This window comes from Pseudomonas sp. P1_F7 (genome assembly GCF_056405655.1).
Map to the genome: position 1 here is coordinate 79,903 of NZ_JBFUBR010000017.1, position 21,626 is coordinate 101,528.

At 60.1% G+C, this 21,626-nt stretch carries 19 protein-coding genes; 6 read left to right on the forward strand and 13 right to left on the reverse strand.

What is annotated here, in order from left to right:
- Window positions 1-99 precede the first annotated feature (99 nt).
- On the reverse strand, window positions 100-852 hold the full coding sequence (locus AC1D1M_RS24050; RefSeq protein WP_477777531.1) for an anti-sigma factor family protein: 753 nt from the start codon (window positions 850-852) through the stop codon (window positions 100-102).
- On the reverse strand, window positions 849-1,355 hold the full coding sequence (locus AC1D1M_RS24055) for an RNA polymerase sigma factor (protein ID WP_477777532.1): 507 nt from the start codon (window positions 1,353-1,355) through the stop codon (window positions 849-851). The genes AC1D1M_RS24050 and AC1D1M_RS24055 overlap by 4 nt, the downstream gene beginning before the upstream one ends.
- A gap of 163 nt (window positions 1,356-1,518) precedes the next feature.
- Here AC1D1M_RS24055 and AC1D1M_RS24060 point away from each other — a divergent pair, with 163 nt between their 5' ends.
- Together AC1D1M_RS24060 and AC1D1M_RS24065 are read left to right on the forward strand one after the other, a co-directional pair.
- The gene (locus AC1D1M_RS24060; protein WP_477777533.1) at window positions 1,519-2,604 is read left to right on the forward strand and encodes a catalase family peroxidase; all 1,086 of its coding nucleotides are present in this window, start codon (window positions 1,519-1,521) and stop codon (window positions 2,602-2,604) included.
- Window positions 2,601-3,146 (forward strand): cytochrome b, encoded by a 546-nt coding sequence (locus tag AC1D1M_RS24065; protein ID WP_477777534.1) that lies wholly within the window; start codon window positions 2,601-2,603, stop codon window positions 3,144-3,146. The genes AC1D1M_RS24060 and AC1D1M_RS24065 overlap by 4 nt, the downstream gene beginning before the upstream one ends.
- A 103-nt stretch (window positions 3,147-3,249) precedes the next feature.
- Here the strand turns inward: AC1D1M_RS24065 and AC1D1M_RS24070 are convergent, their stop codons facing one another.
- A complete protein-coding gene (locus AC1D1M_RS24070) occupies window positions 3,250-4,401 on the reverse strand; it encodes a M14 family metallopeptidase (RefSeq protein ID WP_477777535.1) in 1,152 nt (383 codons plus the stop codon).
- Window positions 4,402-4,884: 483 nt separating this feature from the next.
- Entirely contained in the window at window positions 4,885-5,226 is a 342-nt protein-coding gene (locus AC1D1M_RS24075) for a DUF6124 family protein (protein ID WP_477777536.1), read from the reverse strand.
- A gap of 129 nt (window positions 5,227-5,355) precedes the next feature.
- Here AC1D1M_RS24075 and AC1D1M_RS24080 point away from each other — a divergent pair, with 129 nt between their 5' ends.
- On the forward strand, window positions 5,356-6,003 hold the full coding sequence (locus AC1D1M_RS24080) for a LexA family protein (protein WP_477777537.1): 648 nt from the start codon (window positions 5,356-5,358) through the stop codon (window positions 6,001-6,003).
- Window positions 6,004-6,042: 39 nt separating this feature from the next.
- Here the strand turns inward: AC1D1M_RS24080 and AC1D1M_RS24085 are convergent, their stop codons facing one another.
- From AC1D1M_RS24085 to AC1D1M_RS24100, 4 genes are all read right to left on the reverse strand, one after another.
- Window positions 6,043-7,998 carry an acetyl/propionyl/methylcrotonyl-CoA carboxylase subunit alpha gene (locus tag AC1D1M_RS24085; RefSeq protein ID WP_477777538.1) on the reverse strand — a complete coding sequence of 652 codons (1,956 nt, stop codon included), beginning with the start codon at window positions 7,996-7,998 and terminating at the stop codon, window positions 6,043-6,045.
- Entirely contained in the window at window positions 7,998-8,810 is an 813-nt protein-coding gene (locus tag AC1D1M_RS24090; RefSeq protein ID WP_477777539.1) for a gamma-carboxygeranoyl-CoA hydratase, read from the reverse strand. The genes AC1D1M_RS24085 and AC1D1M_RS24090 overlap by 1 nt, the downstream gene beginning before the upstream one ends.
- 129 nt (window positions 8,811-8,939) lie before the next feature.
- Window positions 8,940-10,547, reverse strand: coding sequence for a carboxyl transferase domain-containing protein (locus AC1D1M_RS24095; RefSeq protein ID WP_477777540.1), 1,608 nt, complete (start codon window positions 10,545-10,547; stop codon window positions 8,940-8,942).
- Window positions 10,548-10,559: 12 nt separating this feature from the next.
- Entirely contained in the window at window positions 10,560-11,723 is a 1,164-nt protein-coding gene (locus AC1D1M_RS24100) for an isovaleryl-CoA dehydrogenase (protein WP_056724068.1), read from the reverse strand.
- Window positions 11,724-11,973: 250 nt separating this feature from the next.
- Here AC1D1M_RS24100 and AC1D1M_RS24105 point away from each other — a divergent pair, with 250 nt between their 5' ends.
- Complete coding sequence (locus AC1D1M_RS24105; protein WP_477777541.1) at window positions 11,974-13,668, forward strand: AMP-binding protein; 1,695 nt, start codon at window positions 11,974-11,976, stop codon at window positions 13,666-13,668.
- Window positions 13,669-14,331: 663 nt separating this feature from the next.
- Here AC1D1M_RS24105 and AC1D1M_RS24110 read toward each other — a convergent pair.
- From AC1D1M_RS24110 to AC1D1M_RS24120, 3 genes are all read right to left on the reverse strand, one after another.
- Complete coding sequence (locus AC1D1M_RS24110; RefSeq protein WP_477777542.1) at window positions 14,332-15,231, reverse strand: hydroxymethylglutaryl-CoA lyase; 900 nt, start codon at window positions 15,229-15,231, stop codon at window positions 14,332-14,334.
- Between the two features lie 147 nt (window positions 15,232-15,378).
- Window positions 15,379-15,780, reverse strand: coding sequence for a MerR family transcriptional regulator (locus AC1D1M_RS24115; RefSeq protein ID WP_007980992.1), 402 nt, complete (start codon window positions 15,778-15,780; stop codon window positions 15,379-15,381).
- Between the two features lie 150 nt (window positions 15,781-15,930).
- Complete coding sequence (locus tag AC1D1M_RS24120; RefSeq protein WP_477777543.1) at window positions 15,931-16,866, reverse strand: LysR family transcriptional regulator; 936 nt, start codon at window positions 16,864-16,866, stop codon at window positions 15,931-15,933.
- A gap of 165 nt (window positions 16,867-17,031) precedes the next feature.
- Between AC1D1M_RS24120 and AC1D1M_RS24125 the strand changes: the two genes are divergently transcribed.
- A complete protein-coding gene (locus tag AC1D1M_RS24125) occupies window positions 17,032-18,261 on the forward strand; it encodes an acyl-CoA dehydrogenase (RefSeq protein WP_477777544.1) in 1,230 nt (409 codons plus the stop codon).
- Window positions 18,262-18,343: 82 nt separating this feature from the next.
- Here the strand turns inward: AC1D1M_RS24125 and AC1D1M_RS24130 are convergent, their stop codons facing one another.
- Together AC1D1M_RS24130 and xthA are read right to left on the reverse strand one after the other, a co-directional pair.
- Window positions 18,344-19,684, reverse strand: coding sequence for a phosphate ABC transporter substrate-binding/OmpA family protein (locus tag AC1D1M_RS24130; protein ID WP_477777545.1), 1,341 nt, complete (start codon window positions 19,682-19,684; stop codon window positions 18,344-18,346).
- Between the two features lie 121 nt (window positions 19,685-19,805).
- A complete protein-coding gene (gene xthA / locus AC1D1M_RS24135) occupies window positions 19,806-20,618 on the reverse strand; it encodes an exodeoxyribonuclease III (protein WP_477777546.1) in 813 nt (270 codons plus the stop codon).
- A 314-nt stretch (window positions 20,619-20,932) separates the two neighbouring features.
- Between xthA and AC1D1M_RS24140 the strand changes: the two genes are divergently transcribed.
- Window positions 20,933-21,583, forward strand: coding sequence for a GNAT family N-acetyltransferase (locus tag AC1D1M_RS24140; protein ID WP_150758938.1), 651 nt, complete (start codon window positions 20,933-20,935; stop codon window positions 21,581-21,583).
- Window positions 21,584-21,626 lie beyond the last annotated feature (43 nt).

Below are 21,626 nucleotides of genomic sequence, written 5' to 3' on the forward strand. Positions count from 1 at the left end.
GTGGGAGCGAGCTTGCTCGCAATAGCGCTCTGTCAGGCAATGTCTCAGTGACTGTCAGGCCGTCATCGCGAGCAAGCTCGCTCCCACAGGGGGGTGTGTTCAAAACTGTGCGGTTTTGCTGAGCATCCGCGCCGCGGGCGTATCCGTCGGGCTGACCATCGCATAGTTGTAGCCACTTCCCGACCAGTACTCGGCCTGCAGCTCGCCATCGCTGCGACTGCCCCTGGGCAGCAGGAAGTTTTTCGGCCCTGGCGGGCGCACATAGAAACTGATTTTCTGCCCGCCCTGATTCTCGTAAACCACCATTGCAGCAGGGCCTTGCTCGGTACTCAGCAAGCGCCCGCTGGCCGGTTTGAACCCGGCACCCGAGAGGTCGGGCAGGCGATTGGCCTGGGTGAAGTAGCGGTCGAGCCAACCCTGCATGTCGCCGTCGTCACTGGCCTGGAAATCCGCCGGCAAGAGGCCTTGCTGGGCGATCAGCCGATACGCCTGCAGGGCATCGGTCATTGGAAGCTGGGGGCTCGCGAGTGTCATCTCCCGCGCTTGCCAACCGCTGAAACCGCCGACGCTGACGGCGATGAGCAACACCGCCGCACTGGCCAGGTGCCGACGGGATTGGCGTTTGAGGCGCAGGCGTATCACGGCCGGATCCAGGTCCGGGTTCGACGGTTGTTGCAAGGCACCACCCAGGGCTGCGCGCAGTGTCTGGGCATCCTGCTGCCAGGCGCGCACTTGCGCGGCCATCTCCGGGTTACTGACCAGAAAAGTCTCCACAAGGCGTCGATCGACGTCGCTCAGTTGGTGGTCGACGTAGGCGTGCAGGTCACGCTCGCTGGGGGGCATGCTGATCATTTGAGTCTCCGCAGGGATGGGCGGTTGATTTCGCCATCGCTGAGTTGGCGCAGGGCCTGGCGAGCCCGGGACAGGCGGGACATCACGGTGCCGGTGGGGACGTCGAGAATCTCGGCGACCTCTTTGTAACTCAAGCCTTCTACCGACACCCAGAGCAGCAGCGCGCGTTGCTCGGTGGGCAGTTGATCGAAAGCGCTGAGGGTCGATTGGGCGATAACGGTGCGCTCCACTGAGGGCTGGGCATCGTCTCGGCCAGTGAAAAAATCGAGCATGCGCGCATAGCGTCGGGAGCGGCGGTGCGCATCGAGAAACTGTCGGTAGAGAATCGAGAACAGCCAGGCGCGCAAGTCGCCCTCGGCGCGTTTGCCGCCCCAACTCGACAGCGCTCGCTCCAGACTGGCCTGCACCAGGTCGTCAGCGCTGCTGGTATTGCGCGTCAGCGACACGGCAAACCGTCGCAATCGGGGAATGATTTCTCTCAGTTGTTCGTCGATATCGTTCATGAAGTTCTGACTAGTCGCTACGCTGGACAGTGGACCAGGAAGACGCTCGGTATTCGAGGTTATTCCACGTCAGAAAAAATAAAAACCGCGTGTGGGAATAAACCTGTGTGCGGTTCGTCTGCTTGATTCTTCTCACTTGTGGCCGACGGCCCTGGAGTCTTTCATGGTAGATCGATCATCACCGCCAACCCGGCCACCCTTGAGTGCGGCGAGCCTGGCGTTGCGCCTGGCTGGCATTGCCGTGGTCGTTGCCGCAGTGGCTGGGGCATTTGCCTACGTCAACGGCACCTTAGACCCACAGCGCCTGACCCCGAAAAAACTGATCAACCTGCTGGAAGCCAACAACGGCGTGCATCCGGGTTTCCGTCGCAACCATTCCAAAGGCGTGTGCGTGATCGGGCATTTCGAGAGCAGCTCTGATGCGCGCAGCTATTCCACCGCTCAAGTGTTCAACGAAGCGCGGACACCGGTGGTGGGGCGTTTCGCCTTGGGGTCCGGCAACCCTTACGCGGCGGACAGTGCCGTGCCGATCCGCAGCATGGCCTTGCGTTTCACTCAGGCCAACGGCCAGCAGTGGCGCACCGGGATGAACAGCATGCCGGTGTTCCCGGTGGGCACGCCCGAGGCGTTCTATCAACTGCAAAAAGCCCAGTCGCCAGACCCGGCCACCGGCAAACCGGACCCCAAGGCGGTACCAGCGTTTTTTGCTTCGCACCCGGAAGCCGCACCGTTCCTGGCCTGGATCAAGACCGCCAAGCCGTCGGCCAGTTACGTGACCGAAAACTACAACAGCGTGAATGCGTTCTACCTGGTCAACGCGGCCGGCCAACGCCAGGCCGTGCGCTGGAACATGGTGCCACTGGCACAGGACGCTCCGGGGGGCACGGCACCGGAGGGCAATGATTTCCTGGAGAAAGACCTGGTTCAGCGAATCGCCGCCGGCCCGTTGCGCTGGCAGTTGAACATCACCCTGGCCAACCCCGGCGATCCGGTCAATGACGCCAGCAAGGCGTGGCCCGAAGGGCGCAAGGTGTTGAACGCTGGCACCCTGGTGCTTGAAAAGACTCAACCGCAACTCAATGGTGAATGCCGTGACATCAACTACGATCCGCTGGTGTTGCCTGCCGGGATCGAAGGTTCCGACGACCCGTTGCTCGCCACCCGTTCAGCCGGTTACGCCAATTCCTACCTGCGTCGCACCAGCGAAGTCAGCCAGTTGCCCGCCGCCAAACAGGAGGCCCAGCAATGAGCAACCAACCGAACCACTTCGCCCCGCTGGCGCGCCTGCTGCACTGGCTGATGGCGCTGATGATTATCGCCATGCTGTTTATCGGCGCCGGAATGGTCGCCTCGGTGTCCGAGCGTCATGAATGGCTGATTCATCTGCACAAACCCTTGGGCGTCGCGATCTTGCTGTTGGTGATCGTGCGGCTGGTGGTGCGCTTTTCCACCACGCAGCCACCGCTGCCTGCGGACATGCCGGGTGTGCAAGTACTTGCGGCCAAGGCCTCGCATGTCTTGTTGTATGTATTGATGCTGGTTTTGCCGCTGCTGGGCTGGGCGATGATTTCGGCCTCCGGTGAACCGGTGATGCTCAGCAGTTCGCTGCAGTTGCCGTCGATTGTGCCGGCGAATGCGCAGGTGTTTGCGTTTTTGCGCAAGGCGCATGGGTATCTGGCGTATCTGCTGTTCCTGACCGTGTTGCTGCATTTGGCGGCGGCGTTGTTTCACGGCTGGGTGCGTCGGGATGAGGTGCTGGATAGCATGTTGCGGGGCAAGGATCGCGGATAATAGCCGGGCAAAAAAAGATCGCAGCCTGCGGCAGCTCCTACAGGGAAACGCATTCCAATGTAGGAGCTGCCGCAGGCTGCGATCTTTTCATCTTAAAGGGCAATCAACGCAAGGTGTCGACCATATCCGCAATGGTGGTGAGTACATCCTTCCCCAACTGCTTCGAGCGCTTGCCCGACCAGCCCGTCAACGGGTTCGGATGATCATCGTGATCCTTGAACGGCATTTCCAGGGTCAACGACAGGCAGTCGTACTTCTGACCCACACTGTTGCAGGCCAGCGTCATGTTGGCCTGGCCTGGTTCGTCGCGGGTGTAGCCGTACTTGGTCTGGAAGTCTTTGGTGGTGTGCTTCAGATGACTGCGGAAGTGTTCCTCAAGCTTTTCGATTCGCGGCGTGTAACCGGGGTTGCCCTCGCAACCGGCGGTGAATACGTGAGGGATTTCCTCGTCACCATGGGCGTCGAGGAACATATCGACGCCGTACTTTTCCATCTGTTGCTGAACGAACAGGACTTCCGGGCTGGTCTCCTGGCTGGCGTTCTGCCAGGCGCGATTGAGGTCCTGGCCCATGGCGTTGGTGCGCAGGTGGCCGTGGAAAGCACCGTCCGGGTTCATGTTTGGCACCAGGTACAGGTCGGCGCTGGCCAGCAGTTTATTCAGCACAGGGTCGTCGTGTTTTTMCAGGCGCTCGATCACGCCTTCCATGAACCACTCGGCCATGTGCTCGCCCGGATGTTGCTGGGCAATCATCCACACCTTGCGTCGGCCTTCGGCCCCGGTGCCTTTGCGCAACAACTGGATGTCGCGACCTTCGACACTTTTGCCGGTGGCCAGCAACTCGGTACCGGCTTTGCTCAGCGCCTGCTCGATCAGCCAGTCGTGACGGCCACGGCTGTAGGGTTCGAAGTAGGCAAACCAGGCGTGGGTCTGCTCGGCTTCGAGACTGAATCGCAGGCAGTCGCCTTCGAAAATGGTCGGTACGCGAAACCAGTTGACGTGATCGTAGGACGCCACTGCCTGATAGCCGGTCCACGCCTTGTTATAGGAGGATTGGCTGGCATTGTTCAGGCGAAACCAGTGCTCCTGACCGACGTGCAGGCCGCTGGCCTTGAAGTGGAACCACTGGAAATGGGGACTGCGGGTGTCCGGGCGAATAGCCAGAAGCGGTTTGAGCGGATCGCTGAGGTCGATGACCTGGATGTTGCCGCTGTCGAAGTTGGCACTGATGTCGAAAGAGGATTTAGCCACGGCCATAATCGGGTCCTGAATATGATTTTTATGGCGGCTACTTTACACGCAAGAGTGGGGTGAAACCGAGGGAAATTGCGGGGTGCAAGGGTGGGGGCGTCCTCCTTGACGCTGTCGCAGCTTAGAGACTGTGCGATTGATTCTCAAGTGCTATCTGTCGCTGGTTTGAACCCATGATGCCGGGCTTCTCTTGCCAACTAGTATTCTTTTGATATCATCCGCGCCATCGAATTTGCGACACCTGAAGACTTCATTAGCCTGAAGCCAAAAGCCAGAAAACTGGCAAAAAAAACCCGGCAAAAAGCCGGGTCAAAAACCGTGATTAGCCTGATGAGGAGATAGTCCAGGAGACCGACCTAAGGTCACCTGGTCCATCGACTGATCTCGCGACCAGCTGATGCAATAGTAATCATTCTCGTTTGCAAGTCAAACGTTTTTACCTGCGCGATAGGAAAATTCTTTCCTGTCCTCTCGATTTGCCTTCTCACCTCAACCGTTTTCATACTTCTCCAGTGATCGATCGACCATCGCCTTGGCCATGTCGATCATGTGCACCGTCGAAAACGCCAGATCGCGGTTTGCGCCTTGCAGGTGATTGGCTGACTCGTACGCGGTGGCGGCAGCACAGCGCAGCAGGTCCAAAGCATGGACCAGCGCCTCTTCGCCGCTGATGTTGCGATTCACATCAAAAAAACGCGGCTCGGTCACTTCCTCCGAAATAGCTGGTTTCAAGTAATAGTCCAGCGCGCGTTGTGCCGCCGCTGAATCCAGGGGCGAGGTGAAGGTGGTGTCGATTTGCATGTCCGGCAGGTCATTGGCGGGTGGGTTCATGGCGATGGCAAGCTCCGTGTTGGATTCAGATCCGTGAGTCGATCCTAATACGAACTGTATTTGTGACGAGTATTTAAATACTACAATTTGTGTTTTGATGGTCGGAGTCGCCCACGTATCGTGCCGCACATGGATAAATGGATTGAATTGGTCAAGGCCAAGATGAGTGAACTCAAAATCACTCAAGAGATACTCGCCGAGCGCCTCGGGATGTCCCAGGGCGGCATTGGCCACTGGCTCAACAAACGTCGTGAACCCGGCATCGAAGACATGAACCGTGTCTTGCGGGCACTGGGCCTTGAGTTTCTCGAAGTGGCGCTGGTAATCCGGGAACCGCAGGCGTCAACGGACGACGAAATCCCCCTGACACAGAAGTACAACCCGTATTTTCGCTACCCGGTCAGTGACTGGCGCGAACCTGCCGAAGTGCGCGACGGCGAGGTCGCGGTGTATGGGAAAGGGCACTTTGAATTGTCCGACTATCACGCCCGGGGGCCGGCATTCTGGTTGAGAGTGGCAGGCGATGCGATGACCGCACCCAATGGCATCAGCATTCCGGAAGGCATGCTGATCCTGGTGGACCCGGCCGTGGAGGCCGTGCCTGGCAAACTGGTTATTGCCCAGTGGCCGGACAGCGCCGAAGCCACGTTCCGCAAGCTCATCGAAGAGGGCGGGCAGCGTTATCTGGTCCCGCTCAATCCGACGTATCCGAAGGCCTTGTACGCCGAAGAATGTCGAATCATCGGCGTAGTGGTTCAGGCAACAGCCAAGTTCTGATCAGATCGGTCCTCGCGATGCGTAGGACCGATCTTCATTTCACGCTTCTTCCAGTTCGACCAGCGCACTGCCTTCGCTGACCATCTCGCCTTCCTGGCAATACAGCGCCTTGATTACCCCGGCGTGGGGCGCGCGGATGCTGTGCTCCATTTTCATCGCCTCAAGTACCACCAATTGCGCCCCGGCTTCGACCGATTGCCCGGCCTCCACCAACACACGGACGATGCTGCCGTTCATCGGTGCGGTCAGTCCGCCCTGATGGCTGTGGCTGGCCTCGACGGCGCTGATCGGGTCGTAAGCCTCGATGCGACGCAACTCGCCATCCCACTGCAAATACACATGTTCGCCACGGCGTATTGCGCGGTGCTGACGGCGCACGCCCGCCTGCTCGGTCAGCAGATGCTCGCCCTTGAGCTGAGCGCTGTGGGCATTGATGTCGCCCAGCGTCAGCGCACGGTCCTGGCCTTCACAACTCAGGTGAAGGGTGATTTCTCTCGGCAAACCGGCACGCAACCCATTACGCGCCGCCCACGGTGAGCTCGGGTCATCGGCGCGGGTTGCATGTGGCTGGCTCTGGGCAAACGCCTGGGCGGCGGCTTGCCAGAAATCGTCGCTGAGTTCCGCTGGCGTCGGCAGCAACTGTTCCTGATAGCGCGGAATGAAGCCGGTATCCAGTTCGGCAGCGGCAAACGCCGGGTGGCCGATGATGCGCCGCAGGAAATTGATGTTGGTCTTCAACCCGCCGATGGCGAACTCGTCCAGCATGCTCAGCAGGCGCAAGCGCGCCTGTTCACGATCTTCGCCCCAGGCAATCAACTTGCCGAGCATCGGGTCGTAGAACGGCGAGATTTCGTCGCCTTCTTCAACGCCGCTGTCCACTCGACGCCCAGGCCCCTGGGCGGATTCGCGATACAACTCCAGGCGACCGGTCGCCGGCAGGAAATCATTGCCCGGATCTTCGGCATACAGCCGCACCTCGATCGCATGTCCGACCAGCGGCACCTGATCCTGAGTCATCGGCAATGCTTCGCCGCGTGCCACGCGAATCTGCCAGGCCACCAGGTCGAGGCCGGTGATGGCTTCGGTGACCGGGTGTTCCACTTGCAGGCGGGTGTTCATCTCCATGAAGAAGAATTCACCGCGCGCATCCAGCAGAAACTCCACGGTGCCAGCGCCGACATAGCCGATGGCCTGCGCTGAACGCACGGCGGCCTCACCCATGGCGCGACGCAGCTCCGGGCTCAGGCCCGGTGCCGGGGCTTCTTCGACGACTTTCTGGTGCCGCCGCTGAATCGAGCAGTCACGTTCATTGAGGTACAGGCAGTTGCCGTGTTGGTCGGCGAACACCTGGATTTCCACGTGACGTGGCTTGAGCAGGTATTTCTCCACCAGCATCCGCGAATCGCCGAACGACGATTGCGCTTCACGTTGGGCCGAGGCCAGTGCTTCGGCCAGTTGGCTGACGTCGTCAACCACTTTCATGCCTTTGCCACCACCACCTGCGGTGGCCTTGAGCAGCACCGGGTAGCCGATGCGTTCGCAGGCGGCGCGGAAGGTTTCCAGGTCCTGGGCTTCGCCGTGATAACCGGGCACCAGCGGCACGCCGGCGGTTTCCATCAAGGCTTTGGCGGCGGACTTGCTGCCCATGGCGTCGATGGCCGAGGCGGGTGGGCCGAGGAATATCAGACCGGCGTTTTCGATGGCGCGGGCGAACCCGGCGTTCTCCGACAGAAAACCATAGCCGGGGTGAATCGCCTGGGCCCCGCTGGCCTTGGCGGCGGCGATCAGTTTGTCGATCTGCAGATAGCTGTCGGCGGCTTTGCTGCCACCCAGGTCGACACGAATGTCGGCTTCTCGGCTGTGCCGGGCGTCACGGTCGGTGGCGCTGTGCACGGCCACGGTGGTCAGGCCCAGGGCCTTGGCGGTGCGCATCACCCGGCAAGCGATTTCGCCACGGTTGGCCACCAGCAGGGTGGTGAGGACAGGTGCGCTCATCAACGGGGCTCCTTGGTGGTTTCGGCTTGCCAGCTCGGTGGACGTTTTTGCAAGAAGGCGCGCAGGCCTTCCTGGCCTTCGGGGCTGACGCGGATGCGGGCGATGGCGTTTTCGGTGTAGCGGCGCAATGCCGGGGTCAGTGAGCCGTCGCCGACTTCGCGCAACAGGTCCTTGCTGGCGCGCATCGCGGCCGGACTGTTGAGCAGCAGATTGTCGATCCATTGATCGACTTTCTGTTCCAGCTCGGCACTTGCATAGCTCTCCGACAACAGGCCGATTTCCCGCGCCCGTTGCCCGCCAAAGCGCTCAGCGGTCAAGGCATAGCGACGGGTAGCGCGCTCGCCGATGGCTTGCACCACGAACGGGCTGATCACCGCCGGCGCCAGGCCGATGCGCACTTCCGACAGGCAGAACTGCGCGTCATCGGCACCGATGGCCATGTCGCAGCAACTGATCAGGCCCAGCGCGCCACCAAAGGCTGCACCTTGCACCACCGCCAGGGTTGGGACTTTCAGTTTGGCCAGGTTGTACATCAACTCCGCCAGTTCCCGGGCGTCATCGAGGTTGGTGGCGTAATCGAGCTCGGCGGATTGCTGCATCCAGGCCAGGTCGGCGCCAGCGCTGAAATGCTTGCCGCGACCGCGCACGATCAGAAACCGCAGGCTGGCATCGCTCGCGACTTTGTCGAGAGCGAGGATCAGTTCGCGGATCATTTCGGCATTGAAGGCGTTGTTCTTTTCTTCACGGCTGAGCCAGAGAGTCGCAAAACCCCTTGGATCGCTCAGCAGTTCGAGGGTGTTGAAGTCGCTCATATTCGTCCGTCTCCACGGTCCCTGTAGGAGCGAGCTTGCTCGCGATGGATTACAGGGCGGCGCGTTTATTCAGAAAACGCGCGTTATCGTTAACGTCCATCGCGAGCAAGCTCGCTCCTACAAAAAAAATCACATCCGGAACACGCCGAAGCGGCTCGGTTCGATTGGCGCGTTCAACGACGCGGACAAGGCCAGGGCCAGTACATCGCGGGTCTGGGCCGGGTCGATGACACCGTCGTCCCACAAGCGCGCGCTGGAATAGTAGGGGTGACCCTGTTCTTCGTATTGGTCGAGGATCGGTTGCTTGATCTCGGCTTCCTGCTCGGCGCTGAAACCATGGCCACTGCGCTCGGCCTGTTCGCGCTTGACCTGCACCAGCACGCCTGCAGCCTGCTCGGCGCCCATCACGCCGATGCGTGCGTTTGGCCACATCCACAGGAAACGCGGATCGTAGGCGCGGCCACACATGCCGTAGTTACCGGCACCGAAGCTGCCGCCGATGATCACGGTGAACTTCGGCACCTTGGCGCAAGCCACCGCCGTCACCAGTTTCGCGCCGTGCTTGGCGATGCCGCCGGCCTCGTATTTCTGGCCGACCATGAAGCCGGTGATGTTCTGCAGGAACAGCAGCGGGATGCCGCGCTGGCACGCCAGTTCGATAAAGTGCGCGCCTTTCTGCGCCGCTTCAGCGAAGAGAATGCCGTTGTTGGCGAGGATCGCGATCGGGTAACCGTGCAGGTAAGCAAAACCGCAGACCAGCGTTGTCCCGAACAGCGCCTTGAACTCGTCGAACACCGATCCGTCCACCAGCCGCGCAATCACTTCGCGCACGTCAAACGGTTGCTTGGCGTCGGCCGGGACCACGCCGTACAACTCGTCGCTGCTGTAGAGCGGGGCGATCGGCGTGCGTTGCTGAACCTCACCTTGCTTGCGCCAGTTGAGGTTGGCGACGCTGCGGCGGGCCAGCGCCAGAGCGTGCTCATCACTCTCGGCGTAATGGTCGGCCACCCCGGAAATCTTGCAATGCACATCGGCCCCGCCGAGGTCTTCGGCACTGACCACCTCACCGGTCGCGGCTTTCACCAGCGGCGGGCCGGCGAGGAAGATCGTCGCCTGTTCGCGGACCATGATTGCTTCATCGGCCATCGCCGGTACATAGGCGCCGCCAGCGGTGCAGGAACCCATGACCACGGCAATCTGCGGAATGCCCATGGCGCTCATGTTGGCCTGGTTGAAGAAGATCCGCCCGAAGTGCTCGCGGTCGGGAAACACTTCATCCTGGCGCGGCAGGTTGGCGCCGCCCGAATCCACCAGATAGATGCACGGCAGACGGTTCTGCTGGGCGATGGTCTGGGCACGCAGGTGTTTTTTCACCGTCAGTGGGTAATACGAGCCACCTTTTACCGTGGCGTCGTTGGCGACGATCATGCATTCGACGCCCTCCACACGGCCGATCCCGGCAATCACGCCAGCCGCTGGAACGTCTTCGCCATACACCGCGTACGCCGCCAGCTGGCTGATTTCCAGAAACGGCGAGCCCGGATCGAGTAAACGGTTGATGCGCTCGCGGGGCAGCAGTTTGCCCCGCGAGGTGTGGCGTTCTTGAGCCTTCGGCCCGCCACCTTGCGCCACTTGGGCGAGCAGGGTGTGCAGGGCGTCGACCTGTTTGAGCATCGCCGCGCTATTGGTGGCGAACTCCGCTGAACGGGGGTTGAGCTGGGTATGCAGGGTAGCCATGGGCAGCTCCGTTTAGCGGGTTTCGTTGAACAGTTCGCGACCGATCAGCATGCGACGGATCTCACTGGTGCCCGCGCCGATTTCGTACAGCTTGGCGTCACGCAACAGACGCCCGGCCGGGAATTCGTTGATGTAGCCGTTACCACCGAGAATCTGGATCGCGTCGAGGGCCATTTGCGTGGCGCGTTCGGCGCTGTAGAGGATCACGCCGGCGGCGTCCTTGCGCGTGGTTTCGCCGCGCTCGCAAGCCTGGGCCACGGCGTACAGGTAGGCGCGGCTGGCGTTGAGTTGGGTGTACATGTCGGCGACCTTGCCCTGGATCAGCTGGAATTCGCCGATGCTTTGGCCAAACTGCTTGCGGTCATGGATGTACGGCACGATCAAATCCATGCACGCCTGCATGATCCCGGTCGGGCCACCCGAGAGCACCACGCGCTCGTAGTCCAGACCACTCATCAACACTTTCACGCCGCCGTTGAGCACGCCGAGGATGTTTTCTTCCGGCACTTCAACGTCATCGAAGAACAGCTCGCAGGTGTTCGAACCGCGCATGCCGAGCTTGTCGAACTTGTTGCTGCGGCTGAAGCCTTTCCAGTCGCGCTCGACGATGAAGGCGGTGATGCCATGGGGGCCTTTTTCCAGGTCGGTCTTGGCGTAGATCACGTAGGTGTTGGCATCCGGACCGTTGGTGATCCAGGTCTTGCTGCCGTTGAGCACGTACTTGTCGCCGCGTTTGTCGGCACGCAGTTTCATCGAGACCACGTCGGAACCGGCATTTGGCTCGCTCATGGCCAGGGCGCCGATGTGCTCGCCGCTGATCAGCTTGGGCAGGTATTTGGCTTTCTGTTCGTGGTTGCCGTTGCGGTTGATCTGGTTGACGCACAGGTTGGAGTGCGCGCCATAGGACAGGGCCACCGAGGCCGAGCCACGGCTGATTTCTTCCATCGCCACCACGTGGGCCAGGTAACCCAGGCCGGCACCGCCGTACTCTTCCGGCACGGTAATGCCCAGCAGGCCCATGTCGCCGAATTTGCGCCACAGGTCGGCGGGGAACAGGTTGTCGATGTCGATCTGAGCGGCGCGCGGGGCGATCTCTTTGGCGACGAAGGACTGAACCTGATCGCGCAGCATGTCGATGGTTTCACCGAGGGCAAAGTTCAGGGATGGATAGCTCATGGGTCACCTTTTGGCTTTTTTTGTAGGGCGGGGAGGGCCGTGATTTGGTTCTCACCTTTACGTTAACGTAAGCCTGTGACGAATGGCTGTCAATCACCCTTTACGTTAACGTCAACTTGGGTGATTCTGTAGGAGCGAGCTTGCTCGCGAAGGACGTCAACGATAACGCGTGTTGTCTGGATAAACGCGGTGCCCTGACGTTCTTCGCGAGCGAGCTCGCTCCTACAAAATAAAGACAATAGGGGTCGTCATGGATCAACCCAGTGCAAGCCCGCAACGCAGTTACACCCGTGGTTCCCAGGACAAAGCCTTGCTGGCGATGACCATCGGCCAGGCGTTCGATAACACCGTCGCGCAATACCCGGACGGGGAGGCGCTGGTAGTGCGCCATCAACAGCTGCGTTACACCTGGCGGAAATTGGCCGAGGCCGCGGACCTGCACGCCAGAGCCCTGCTGGCGCTGGGGCTGCAACCCGGAGATCGCCTCGGCATCTGGGCGCCGAATTGCGCACAATGGTGCATCACTCAGATCGCCACCGCGAAAATCGGCGTGATCCTGGTCAACATCAATCCCGCGTATCGCAGTTCTGAACTCGAGTACGTGCTGAAGCAATCCGGTTGCCAATGGCTAGTCTGCGCTGGCGCCTTCAAGTCCTCCAACTATCACGCGATGCTGCAAGGCCTGGTGCCGGAGCTGGCGGAGCAATCCATCGGCATACTGCACTGCGAGCGACTGCCGCAGTTGCGTGGCGTCATCAGCCTGGATGCGCAGCCACCGTCGGGGTTCCTGCCATGGTCGCAACTGGCCGATCTGGCGGGCAGCGTGACGGTCGAGCAACTGCATGAGCGCCAGGACAGCCTGCATTTCGATCAGCCGGTGAATATCCAGTACACCTCCGGCACCACCGGTTTCCCCAAGGGCGCGACCCTCAGTCACTACAACATTCTCAACAACGGCTACATGGTCGGCGAAAGCCTGGGGCTGACGGCGGCCGATCGCCTGGTGATCCCAGTGCCGTTGTATCACTGCTTCGGCATGGTCATGGGCAACCTCGGCTGCATCACCCATGGCAGCACGATGATTTATCCAAACGACGCGTTCGATCCATTGCTGACCCTTGGCGCCGTGGCGGAAGAAAAAGCCACGGCGCTGTACGGCGTGCCGACCATGTTCATCGCCATGCTCGATCAACCACAACGTGCCGGGTTCGACCTGTCGAGCCTGCGCACAGGGATCATGGCAGGCGCAACCTGTCCTATCGAGGTGATGCGCCGGGTCATCAGCGAAATGCACATGAGTGAAGTGCAGATTGCCTACGGCATGACGGAAACCAGTCCAGTGTCGTTGCAGACCGGTCCTTCAGACGACCTGGAGCTGCGCGTGACCACCGTCGGCCGCACCCAGCCACAACTCGAAAGCAAGATCATCGATGAAGCGGGCAACCTGGTGCCGCGTGGCACCATCGGTGAGCTGTGCACCCGCGGTTACAGCGTGATGCTGGGTTACTGGAACAACCCCGAAGGCACGGCAGAAGCCATCGATCAGGCAGGCTGGATGCACACCGGTGATCTGGCGAGCATGAACGATGAGGGGTACGTGTGCATTGCCGGACGCAACAAGGACATGATCATCCGCGGCGGTGAGAATATTTACCCGCGGGAGCTGGAGGAATTTTTCTTCACTCATCCGGCCGTTGCGGACGTGCAGGTGATCGGCATTCCTTGCTCGCGCTACGGCGAAGAGATCGTCGCCTGGATCAAGTTCCACCCCGGCCACACCGCCACCGAGCAAGAACTGCAAACCTGGTGCAAGGAGCGCATCGCGCACTTCAAGACGCCGCGTTACTTCAAGTTCGTCGAGGAGTTTCCGATGACGGTGACCGGCAAGATCCAGAAATTCCGGATGCGTGAGATCAGTATCGAGGAGCTCAAAGCGATACGGTAGGAGCTGCCGAAGGCTGCGATCTTTTAGGGTTGGCGACGGTCAGATCAAAAGATCGCAGGCTGCGCCAGCTCCTACAAGGTTGTAATTCTCTTGGAGATCTCAAACGCCAGACAGCACAAAGGGGAGCCGAAGCTCCCCTTTAATTTCGTTGCGCGTGCTCTTTTTTTATTATTGAGGGTCGGTCTGTTGTTGTTTTTGGCAACCGTTGCCCTTTACCGCTGTTTTTGGCGATCCCCATTCAGGATCAAGAGCAAACGTATTTTTTTGAGCGCTGATCTACTTTCTCGCTGAGCGATCCAACCAGTACGGGAGCTACCTGAAGGTAGTTTTATTATTCTCTGTCTGGTCGCGGGTGACTCCGAAAAGCACCCTGAAAAGCACATCTTCTCCAAAAAAATCTGTTAGCTGCGTCTCTGCCGTGTTGTTTTTGTTATGTCAGAGTCGTTACGTCTTGTTTTTATTAGGTTTGCCGCAATTTTTTTATTCTTGTTGTGCGATAGAGATAGCAGGAGCCGTGCCAACTTTTTAAAAGCCTTTAAAATCAATGGTTTGTAGTTTTGTAGGGTTTTGCGCCTCAGGCAAAACCCTACATTTTGTTTCCGTGTTACTCGCTTGCGCCCACGTTTGAGTCCGTGCGGTAACACCCGGACACACACGCCCCACTCACTGTGCGCTGCGGGCCTTGGCCACGCGGGAACCGGTAGGGCGACCCAATACTGTGCAAATCTGCTGGCCGGCGAGCATCAAGGCGTCGAGGTCGATTCCGGTGTCGATGCCCAGGCCGTTGAGCAGGTAAACCACGTCTTCGGTGGCGACGTTACCGCTGGCGCCCTTGGCATAGGGGCAGCCGCCCAGACCTGCGATGGAGCTGTCGAACACCGAGATGCCTTCCAGCAGGCTGGCGTAGATGTTGGCCACAGCCTGGCCGTAGGTGTCGTGGAAGTGCCCTGCGAGTTTCTCCCGGGGCACATCTTTCGATACCACTTCAAACATCCTGCGGGTTGCGCCAGCGGTGCCGGTGCCGATGGTGTCCCCCAGCGAGACCTCATAGCAGCCCATGGCATACAGCTCGCGGGCGACCACGGCGACCTGCTCCGGGGCGACGTTACCTTCATAGGGACAGCCCAGCACGCAGGACACATACCCGCGTACGGTCACTCCATGTTGTCTGGCGGCGTCCATGATCGGCCCGAAACGCTCCAGGCTTTCGCTGATCGAGCAATTGATGTTGCGCCGGGAAAACGCTTCGGATGCCGCCGCGAACACGGCCACTTCCTTGACCCCGGCGGCGAGGGCATCTTCGAAACCGCGCAGGTTGGGAGCGAGCGCGCCGTAGACCACGCCCGGTTTGCGCTGGATCTGCGCGAAGACCTCGGCGGAACCGGCCATCTGCGGCACCCACTTGGGCGAAACGAAACTGCCGACTTCTATATAACCAAGTCCGGCTGCGGTCAGCGCATCGACCAGTTGCACCTTGTCGGTAACACTGATGGGCTTGGCTTCATTTTGCAGGCCGTCGCGCGGGCCGACTTCGACGATGCGTACGTGGGTGGGGAGGGGCATGGGGTTCGACCTGTTGTAATTGTCTGAATGCGCTGAGAACCCTGTGGGAGCGAGCTTGCTCGCGATGAGGGCATCACATTCAACATTTTTGGTGACTGACACTCCGCTATCGCGAGCAAGCTCGCTCCCACAGTGGATAGTGTGGATTTACTGAATCGATTCCTGGCTCTTGAGGGTCTGCTCTAGCGCCTGCACGCAGCGCTCCTCGGCGGTATCCAGCTCCAGTTTCATCTGTTCGATGTCCAGCAACTGCTGTTCAAGCTGTTCACGGCGCTCGCTGATTTTCGCCAGCATGCTGTGCAACTGTTTGGTGTTACCGCTGGACGGGTCGTAGAGCTCGATCAGCTCGCGGCATTCAGCCAGCGAGAAGCCGATACGCTTGCCCCGCAGGATCAGCTTCAGGCTGACCTTGTCGCGGGGTGAGTAAATGCGTTCCTGGCCACGACGCTCGGGGCTGAGCAGGCCTTGCTCTTCATAAAAGCGAATGGCGCGGGTGGTGATGTCGAGCTCGCGGGCGAGATCGGAAATGCTGTAGGTCTGGCTGCTCATGGGCGCGCTCGCAAAAGGTCATGGCGCTAAGCTAATGGCAGGTTGACGTTTACGTCAAGTGGCGAAAAACGATCGCAGCCTGCGGCAGCTCCTACAGGAAAATGCATATCCATGTAGGAGCTGCCGCAGGCTGCGATCTTTTGAACGGCTTTACACCGTTTTAGTGTCGAGCTTCTTCTCCTGCGCCGTCACCTGCTGGCACAACTCGATCATCTGCTCGCGCATCCAGCGGTTCGCCGGGTCCTGGTCAGTGCTTTCGTGCCAGTAAAGATGGGTTTCCACTGGCGGCACATCGTTGACCGGCAGATAAAAGGCGTGCAGGTCGTTGCGGCGGGCGAAGCGCTCCGGCACGGTCATGACCATGTCGGTCTGCTGCAACACTTGCGAGGCCATCAGGTAATGCTGGGAGCGCAGAGCGATCTTGCGCTGGATACCCATCTTGCCCAGCGCCAGGTCGACATAGCCGAGGCCGCTGCGGCGACTGGAAATATGGATGTGGGTCAGGCCCAGGTAATCATCCAGCGTGAGCTTCTCCTTGCCCGTCAGCGGATGCCCCTTGCGCATGGCGCACACGTAGCGGTCCTCCATCAACTTGACGTGACGCACCTGCGGGTCGGTGTTGAGCGGTGCATCGACCGCAAAGTCGAGGCGTCCGGCTGCAAGCTCCTTGGTGGTTTCGCGGCGTTTGGACAGAAAACTTTCGATGATCACCGTCGGCGCCAGGCGACGCAGGCGCTGGAACAGCGGCGGCAGGATCACCGCTTCGGTGAGGTCGGTCATGCTGATGCGGTAGGTCTTGACCGCTTGCTGCGGGTTGAAAATGCGACTTTCCTGCACCGACACGCGCAGCAGCGAAAGCGCGTTGCGCACCGGGCCGATGATGTTCTGGGCCATGGGCGTCGGCACCATGCCTTGGGCGGTGCGCACGAACAGCGGGTCGTTGAAGGTCTCGCGCAACCGGGCCAGAGCGTTCGATACCGCCGGTTGGGTGATGCCGACGATTTGCCCGGCGCGGGTCAGGTTGGCTTCGGTGTAGATCGCGTCGAAGACGATGAAAAGGTTGAGATCGACCTTGCTCAGATTCATTACGCGGCTCTCTTATTGTGTGGGCGGACTAACCTTGACGATCAGTCGATCATATATCGGTGATGAATGTTTATACACGCCGAGAATAGGCTAGGTAAATTTTCATGGCTGTTCTAGCATCGATTGCATGATCTAAACAACCTCCCCCCAGAAGGTATCTTGCTCATGGATTTCGCTTATTCGCCCAAGGTTCAGGAACTGCGCGAGCGCGTGACTGCGTTCATGGACACCTACGTTTATCCCGCCGAAGCCGTGTTCGAGCGCCAGGTCGCCGAAGGCGATCGCTGGCAGCCGACCGCGATCATGGAGGAGCTCAAACTCAAGGCCAAGACCGAAGGCCTGTGGAATTTGTTTCTGCCTGAGTCCGAACTCGGTGCCGGCCTGACCAACCTCGAATACGCGCCGTTGGCGGAAATCATGGGCCGCTCGCTGCTGGGGCCAGAGCCGTTCAACTGCTCGGCACCGGACACTGGCAACATGGAAGTGCTGGTGCGTTACGCCAACGAGGAGCAGAAACAACGCTGGCTCGAACCCTTACTGCGCGGCGAGATCCGCTCGGCATTCGCCATGACCGAACCGGACGTTGCGTCCTCCGATGCCACCAACATGGCCGCCCGTGCGGTGCGCGATGGCGATGAGTGGGTGATCAACGGCAAGAAATGGTGGACCTCGGGTGCTTGCGACCCGCGCTGCAAAATCCTGGTTTTCATGGGGCTGAGCAATCCGGACGGGCCACGTCACGCGCAGCACTCGATGATTCTGGTGCCGGTGGACACCCCCGGGGTAAAAATTCTGCGTCCGCTGCCGGTGTTCGGCTACGACGACGCTCCTCACGGTCACGCCGAAGTGCTGTTCGAAAACGTCCGGGTGCCGTACGAAAACGTCCTGCTGGGCGAAGGACGCGGCTTCGAAATCGCCCAAGGTCGCCTTGGCCCTGGCCGGATTCACCACTGCATGCGTTCGATCGGCATGGCCGAGCGTGCGCTGGAACTGATGTGCAAGCGCTCGGTGAACCGCACGGCGTTCGGCAAGCCTCTGGCACGCCTGGGCGGCAACATCGACAAGATCGCCGACTCGCGGATGGAAATCGACATGGCACGCCTGCTGACGTTGAAAGCGGCGTACATGATGGACACCGTCGGCAACAAAGTGGCGAAAAGCGAGATCGCGCAGATCAAGGTCGTCGCGCCAAACGTGGCGTTGCGGGTGATCGACCGGGCGATCCAGATCCATGGCGGGGCAGGGGTTTCCAACGATTTCCCGCTGGCCTACATGTACGCGATGCAGCGCACCCTGCGCCTGGCCGACGGCCCGGACGAAGTGCACCGTGCGGCGATTGGCAAGTTTGAAATCGGCAAGTATGTGCCGAAAGAGATGATGCGCAGCGGGAATTAAGAAAAGCTAAAAGATCGCAGCCTTCGGCAACTCCTACAGGATATGCGTACATCTGTAGGAGCTGCCGAAGGCTGCGATCTTTTCAATACACCCAAACCTCAACCCGCCGATTCTTGATCCTTCCCTCATCGGCGCTATTGGCCGCCACCGGCATTTCGGCACCGAATCCACGAATCTCGCGAAACACCACGCCGCTCTTCACCAACTCCCGCCGTACCGCCATGGCCCGCAGCTTCGATAACAGATCGGCGCGCGCCGGGTCGCTCTTGGTATCGCCAAACCCCACCAGCGTGACCTGTCCATCGGTCTTGTCGTGCTGCTTTATATAGTCGAGCACCCGCCACAGGTCTTGTCGGGCCTTGTTGTCCAGGGTGGCGCTGCCTTCCTCGAAACGGAAGTTCACCGACAGCCGTTGAGCATGTCGACTCAGCGCCTGATAACCCTTGGGCATCAACGCATTGGGGGGCACGGCCATGGCCTGGACGGTTTGGGCAATAAAACCGTTGGACGCGACTATGGCCTGACCGTTACTGCTTTGAGCAAAGGCCACCAGCGCATTGGCCCAGGGATTTTTTCCGTTGGGTGGCAGGTAGAAGAACAAACGGCGGGACAGTGGATAGTCTTCTGTGGCAATCAGGCTGTTGAGTGGCAGCATGGCTTGCGATTGCCCGTCGACAATGGCCACGGCTTTGGCCAGGCGCACGTAGGGCAAACCGATAAAACCGATGCCTTGTGGGTCTGCGCTGACTGCATCGGACAGTTGTTCACTGGATTCGAAGCGTTTCGCTGCGCTGCTTAGGGTTTTTCCGCGGCCACTGAGCACCAGTTCCTTGAACGTATCGTAAGTTCCGGACTGATCATCGCGCGCATACAGGTGAATCGGCCCGCCGCGGCCACCGATGTCTTCCCAGGTTTTCACTTCGCCACTGAAAATTCGCGCCAGTTGCTCGGTGTCGAGTTGGTTCAGCGGGTTATCCGGATGCAGGATGATCGCCAGGCCGTCGATGGCAATGACCTGTTCGGCGCTCGGGCTTTTCAGGTCACCGAGGGATTGCAGGCTGGCCAGTTCGCTGTCCTTGATCGGGCGCGACGAGGCCGCAAGATCGGCGCTGGCTGCTTTTAGCGCGGTGAAACCGGTGCTGGAACCATGGGCCGCCACTTCCACGACGACCCGCCGGCCCTGAACGGTTTCGCCGACAATTCGCAGTTCGTTGGCGGTGGCCGGGGTTTCGCGGCGAATCCTGCGCAGGCCCTGTTCGCTCAGCAGGCCCTCGACCAGTGCCGGCCCCAATGCCGCGCCGATGGTGTTGGAACCCTGGATGCGCAGCACCGTGCCGTGTTCGGGTATCGGCAAGTCGCCGGCCGAGGCCGCCCGCGGCAAGCCCATGCACAGCATCAAAAGGAACAACACGCGCAGCATCATGCCGGCACCTTATATAGCCAAAGGAGGTGTCGGGAGATTAAGTCAGTAAGGTTTCCGAAAAATGACACTTGTAGGAGCGAGCAAGCTCGCTCCTACAAGGTCTTGATGTGGCCGTTAGAAATCAGCTCAATTCAAGCCAGATCGGCGCATGGTCCGAAGGTTTTTCCATGCCACGCAGTTCGTAGTCCACCCCCGCGGCCTTCACTCGTGGCAGCAAGCCGTGGGAGGCGAGGATCAGGTCGATGCGCAGGCCACGCTTGGGTTCGTCTTCGAAGCCACGGCTGCGGTAGTCGAACCAGCTGAAGGTGTCGGTGACATCCGGGTTCAGGTGCCGGAAACTGTCCACCAGGCCCCAGTTTTTCAGACGGGCCATCCATTCGCGTTCTTCCGGCAGGAAGCTGCATTTGCCGGTTTTCAGCCAGCGCTTCATGTTGTCCGGGCCAATGCCGATATCGCAGTCTTCCGGGGAAATGTTCACATCGCCCATCACCACCAGTGGCTGGTCGTTCTTGAACTGGCCTTCCAGCAGTTGCTGCAAGTCGCTGTAGAAGCGTTCCTTGGCCGGGAATTTGGTCGGGTGGTCGCGGCTTTCGCCCTGTGGGAAATAGCCGTTCATGATGGTCACCGGCACGCCGTTGGCGTCGGCGAAGGTGCCCCAGATGAAGCGCCGTTGGGCATCCTCTTCGTCGGTGGCGAAACCCTTGTGCAGGGCCAGCGGCTCCTGGCGCGAGAGCAGGGCGACGCCGTAATGGCCTTTTTGCCCGTGGAAATACACGTGATAGCCCAGTGCTCTGACTTCATCAAGGGGAAACTGGTCGTCGTGGACCTTGGTTTCCTGCAAGCCGATCACATCGGGTTGGTGCTTTTCGATCAGCGCCGCCAGCTGATGGGGGCGGGCGCGCAGCCCGTTGATGTTGAAGGAGACGATCTTCATGGTCGGCAGTCCTGGCAAAAGGGCGATGCTAGCTGACATGTGGGAATCGGGCCAGTGTGGGGTGGGGGGATTTACTGTGTTCTGTCAGCTTTGTGCCGGCAACAATGGCCTCATCGCGAGCAAGCTCGCTCCCACACTGGTTTGTATTGACCACAAGATCTGAAACGGCACGAAACCTGTGGGAGCGAGCTTGCTCGCGAAGGCGATTTCATTGCCTACACTGATTGCGAATCTGTAAGGAACTGTGTCAGCGCCGATCAGTTCGTACCAACAAGAGCGCAGCCACCCGAGCTGTGCCGGGGAGATCAACCGTCATGCCCGAAACCTCGACCGCCATCGCCGATATACATATGCTCGACAGCGGCTACGCCCGCGAAGCGCGTTCGCTGCTGTACCAGGCTTATCGACACGAGCCGACTTTCGGCTATTTGTTCGAAGCCGAACGCCCCGGTTACGAACAGCGGGTTCGCGCCACCGTGCGTGAGCTGGTGACCCAGCATTTTCTCCAGGACCTGCCGGCCATTGGCCTGCTGGTCAACGACCGCTTGATCGGCATCGCCCTGATTGCACCGCCGCAACGTCGCCTTGGCGTCACCGAAAGTTGGGCCTGGCGCCTGCGCATGGTGCTCAGTACGGGGTTTCGCTGCACCCGTCGCTACCTCGAATATCACGCTGCCGTGGAGGCCTGCGTGCCAAACGACTCGGTACACGTCCTGCCATTGCTGGGGGTGCATCCACAATTCCAGGGCAAACATTTCGGCGAGCAGTTGCTGCAAGCCGTGCACAACTGGTGCGCGGTGGATGAAAACTCCCAGGGCGTGATTCTCGACACCGGGAATCCGCGTTATCTGGAGTTCTACAAGCGTCAGGGCTACGAGGAAATCGGTGAGGTCGCCGTAGGACCGATTCGCGAGCACGTGTTTTTTCACCCCAATCCCCAGGTGTTGCATACCGCATCGGCTTAAGTGACGAACTTTCCGGGCATGTCAGGCTCTATCACGCTCTCAA